General features: G+C 76.8%; 3 protein-coding genes. 2 read left to right on the plus strand and 1 reads right to left on the minus strand.

Annotation, left to right across the window (positions count from 1 at the left end; all coding sequences use genetic code 11):
- Positions 1 to 116 precede the first annotated feature (116 nt).
- Positions 117 to 1784, minus strand: a complete 1668-nt coding sequence (locus tag AB0B41_RS42780; RefSeq protein ID WP_358212918.1) for a fatty acyl-AMP ligase — start codon at positions 1782 to 1784, stop codon at positions 117 to 119.
- Between the two features lie 48 nt (positions 1785 to 1832).
- Between AB0B41_RS42780 and AB0B41_RS42785 the strand changes: the two genes are divergently transcribed.
- Both AB0B41_RS42785 and AB0B41_RS42790 read left to right on the plus strand, forming a co-directional pair.
- Complete coding sequence (locus AB0B41_RS42785) at positions 1833 to 3188, plus strand: dipeptidase (RefSeq protein ID WP_358212920.1); 1356 nt, start codon at positions 1833 to 1835, stop codon at positions 3186 to 3188.
- Between the two features lie 61 nt (positions 3189 to 3249).
- On the plus strand, positions 3250 to 3994 hold a 745-nt coding region (locus tag AB0B41_RS42790), incomplete at its 3' end, for an AfsR/SARP family transcriptional regulator (protein WP_358212922.1).

A 3994-nucleotide genomic window follows, 5' to 3' on the forward strand; every position in this document is an offset into this window, starting at 1 on the left:
GCCGGCGGGCGCCCCCCCACCCCCCCCAACCCGCCCCAACCCGGAACCCCCCCCCTCCCCGGCGCCGCGGGGGGCGATCCCCCAAACTCGTGGTCCGCGACGGCGCCGTTCGCCGGTCAGGGGTGGGACTCGAGGAGGTCGGCGGTGGCGGCCCGGCGCAGCTTGCCGGAGGGCGTCTTGGGGAGGCTGCCGGGCGGGAGCACCTCCACCCGCGCCGGCCGCACGCCCACCGCGGACACCACCCGTGAGGTGACGTCCTTGCGGATCAGCGCGGCCTCGGCCTCGTCGTCCGCCTTGCGGGCCTCGACGGCCACGGCGAAGGACTCGCGCCGCTGCCCCTCCCCCGCGAACAGCCGGACGGCCACGGCGTTGCCCGCCCGCACGCCGTCGGCCTCCGCGGCGGCACGCTCGATGTCGGTCGGGTAGATGTTGCGCCCGCCCATGATGATCACGTCCTTGCGCCGCCCGCACACGACGACCTGGCCGTCCTCGACGAGGTAGCCCTCGTCGCCGGTGTCGAACCAGCCCTCCGCGTCCTGCGTCGCGACCGGGCCCTCGACCGTCAGGTAGCCGGGCGTCACGGACTCGCCGCGCAGCTGGATCACGCCGACCCCGCGGGTGCCGAGCACCTCGCCGGACTCCCCGACGACCCGCGCCTCGATCCCCGGCAGGGGCGGCCCGAGCAGCGGGAACGCGCGGGTCGGCCCCTCGCCGGCGGGCTCGGCCCGGCGGCCGGACTCGAGGGCGTCGGCGTCGATCTCGTCGACCGCCAGCCCTGTCTCGACGGGCGCGAACGCCACCCCCAGCGCCGTCTCCGCCATCCCGTAGGCGCACAGCACCGACTCGGGCCGCAGCCCGAACCGGGCCCCGGCGTCGACGAAGGCCCCGACGGCGAGGGGGTCGACCGGCTCGGCCCCGTTGAGCGCGATGCGCAACGACGACAGGTCCAGCTCCTGGTCGGCCCGCGCGAGCTGGCGGGCGAGCACGGCGTAGGCGAAGTTCGGTGCGGCCGTGACGGTGCCGCCGTACTTCGAGATCAGCTCGGCCCACAGCAGCGGCCGGGACAGGAAGTCCAGCGGCGTGACGGTGACCAGCTCCAGGGCGGTGACCATCGGGATCGTCAGGAACCCGACCATGCCCATGTCGTGGAAGAGCGGCAGCCACGAGATCATCACGTCCCGCTCGACGTCGAGTCGGGCCGCCTGGCGCATCGCGGTGATGTTGGCGTGCAGGTTGCGGTGCGTGATCCGCACGGCCTTCGGCTCCGCGGTGGATCCGCTGGTGAGCTGGAGCAGCGCGGTGTCGTCCTCGGCCGCGGCCGCGGCGTGCGGTGTGACCGCGGCCGGGTCGCCCTGCAGCGCCTCGATGAGCCGGAACGGGATGCCGCGCTCGGTGAGCACCGGCGCCAGCCCGTCGAAGGGCGGGCCGAGCACGACCGTGCTGGCGTCGATCATCCGCAGCACCGCGACCGTGTCCTCGGCCCAGTGCATGAGGTCGGTGCGCGCGGTCGGCTGGTGCAGCATCGTGACGCTGCCGCCGGTGAGCCACACCGCCTGCGCGAGCGGGGCGATCGACGCGGGGTCGCCCGCCAGCACGCCGACGGCACCGCCGTGGGTCAGAGCGGGGGTGTCCCCGTCGGGCCGGCGCAGGGCGTCGGCGATCCCCAGGGCGGTCCCGTGCACCTCGCTCCACGGTCGACGGACGGGGGCGGCGGGCTCGCCGGTCGTCATGCCGCGGGAGGTGTCGGCGGCGGACTCCAGCAACGTCGCGAGGAACCGGGACATGTGCGCAGCCTAAGGCCCCCACCGGCGGACCCGCGTAGGGTCGGGCCCGTGGCTCACACCCGTGACTCGATCGCCGCGGCCGTCGAGGCCGTGATCCCCGGCGCCCGCTCCGACCTCGAGCGGCTGGTGCGCATTCCCAGCATCTGGGCCGACCCGGCGCACGCCGCCGACACCGAGGCGAGCGCCGCGGCCGTCGCGGAGCTCGCCGGCGCCCTGAACCCCGCGAACCTCCAGATCCTGCGCGTGGACGGGGGCGCCCCCGCGGTCGTCGCGCAGTGGCCGGCGCCCGAGGGGCAGCCGACCGTGCTGCTCTACGCCCACCACGACGTCCAGCCGACGGGCGGCGACGAGCACTGGACCAGCCCGCCCTTCGAGCCCACCGAGCGGGGCGGCCGGCTGTACGGCCGCGGCGCCGCGGACGACAAGGCCGGCGTGATGACCCACCTCGCGGTGCTGCGCGCGTACGAGGGGAAGCCGCCCGTCGGCGTCACGCTGTTCATCGAGGGCGAGGAGGAGTCCGGCTCCCCCACGCTCCCGCAGCTGCTGCGCGAGCACCACGAGCTGCTCGTCGCGGACGTCATCGTGATCGCCGACGCCGCCAACCCGGCCGTCGACGTCCCGGCGCTCACCACGAGCCTGCGCGGCCTCGTCGACGTCGTGATCGACGTGTCGCTGCTGGAGCGGCCGCTGCACTCGGGCGTCTTCGGCGGGCCGGTCGGCGACGCGCTCACCGCGCTGACCCACGCCCTCGCGAGCCTGCACGACGAGAAGGGCGAGGTCGCCGTCCCCGGCCTGCACGCGAACACGGGCACGGACGCCGCCGCCCTGGACATCCCCGAGGCGGAGTGGCGCGCCGAGGCCGGCCTGGTGGAGGGCGCCGAGCTGCTCGGCACCGGCACGCTTGCCGAGCGGATCTACCACAAGCCCGCGATCGCCGTCCTCGGGATCGACGCGCCGTCCGTCGCGCAGGCCTCGAACGTGCTGCTCCCGCGCGCCCGCGCGATGGTCAGCATGCGGCTCGCCCCCGGCGAGGACGCCCTGGCCGCGCGGGAGAAGCTCGCCGAGCACCTGCGGGCGCACGTGCCGTGGGGCGCGCAGGTCACGGTCGAGCACGGCTCGGGCGTGGCCGAGCCCTTCTCGCTCGACGCCGACGGCGGCGCCTACGACGCGGCCAAGCGCGCCTTCGCGGAGGCCTACGGCACCGCGACCGTCGAGATGGGCATCGGCGGCAGCATTCCGTTCATCGCCGAGTTCGCCCGCACCTTCCCGGGCGCGGCCGTGCTGGTCACCGGCGTGGGCGACCCCGCGTCGCGCTGGCACGGGATCGACGAGTCGCTGTCCCTGTCGATGTTCGCCACCGGGGCGCGGGCCGAGGCCTTCCTGCTCGACGAGCTCCGCCGCTGACCGTCCGACTGTCGGCGATATATCGCTAGCGTCCGGAGGCGCCGCCCGGCAGACTGAGCCGATGCGGATCGGCGTGCTGGGCCCGGTGGCGGCGTGGGCCGCGTCCGGCGCGGACGTCGCACCCGCCGGTCTCCGCCTGCGCGGGCTGCTCGCCCGGCTCGCGCTCGTACCCGGCCGCACCGTGACCGCCGAGACGCTGGTCGACGACCTGTGGGGCACCGAGCCGGCCTCGGCGAACGCCCTGCAGGCGCTGGTCTCCCGGCTGCGCCGCGCCCTCGGCCCCGAGCTGGTCGTGACCGTGCCCGGCGGCTACCGGCTCGACCTGCCGCCCGCGGACGTCGACTGCGCCCGGGCCGCCCAGCGGATCGCCGAGGCCGAGCACGAGGCCGACCCGGAGACCGCCCGCGAGCTGGTCGGGCAGGCGCTCGCGCTCTGGCGCGGCCCGGCCCTGGCCGACGTCCGCCGGCTGCCCTTCGCCGGCCCCGCCGCCGACCGGCTCGACGGCGCGCGGGCGGCCGCCGTCGAACGCGCGGCCGGGCTGGACCTGCTGCTCGGACGGGCGGCCGGCAGCGTGGAGCCGTTGACCGCCCTGCTCGCCGACCAACCGTTGCGGGAGAGCGCCGCCGCCGCGCTGGCCCGGGCCCTGCACGCGACCGGCCGCCAGGCCGACGCGCTCGCGGTGCTCGACCGCACCCGCGACCGGTTGGTCGAGGAGCTCGGCGTGGATCCCGGGCCGGAGCTGGCGGGCGCCCGGCTCGACGTGCTGCGCGGCGTGCCCGCGCCGGCCGCACCCGCCCCGCGACCGG

Source organism: Pseudonocardia sp. NPDC049154, from assembly GCF_040648315.1.
Classification (GTDB): domain Bacteria; phylum Actinomycetota; class Actinomycetes; order Mycobacteriales; family Pseudonocardiaceae; genus Pseudonocardia.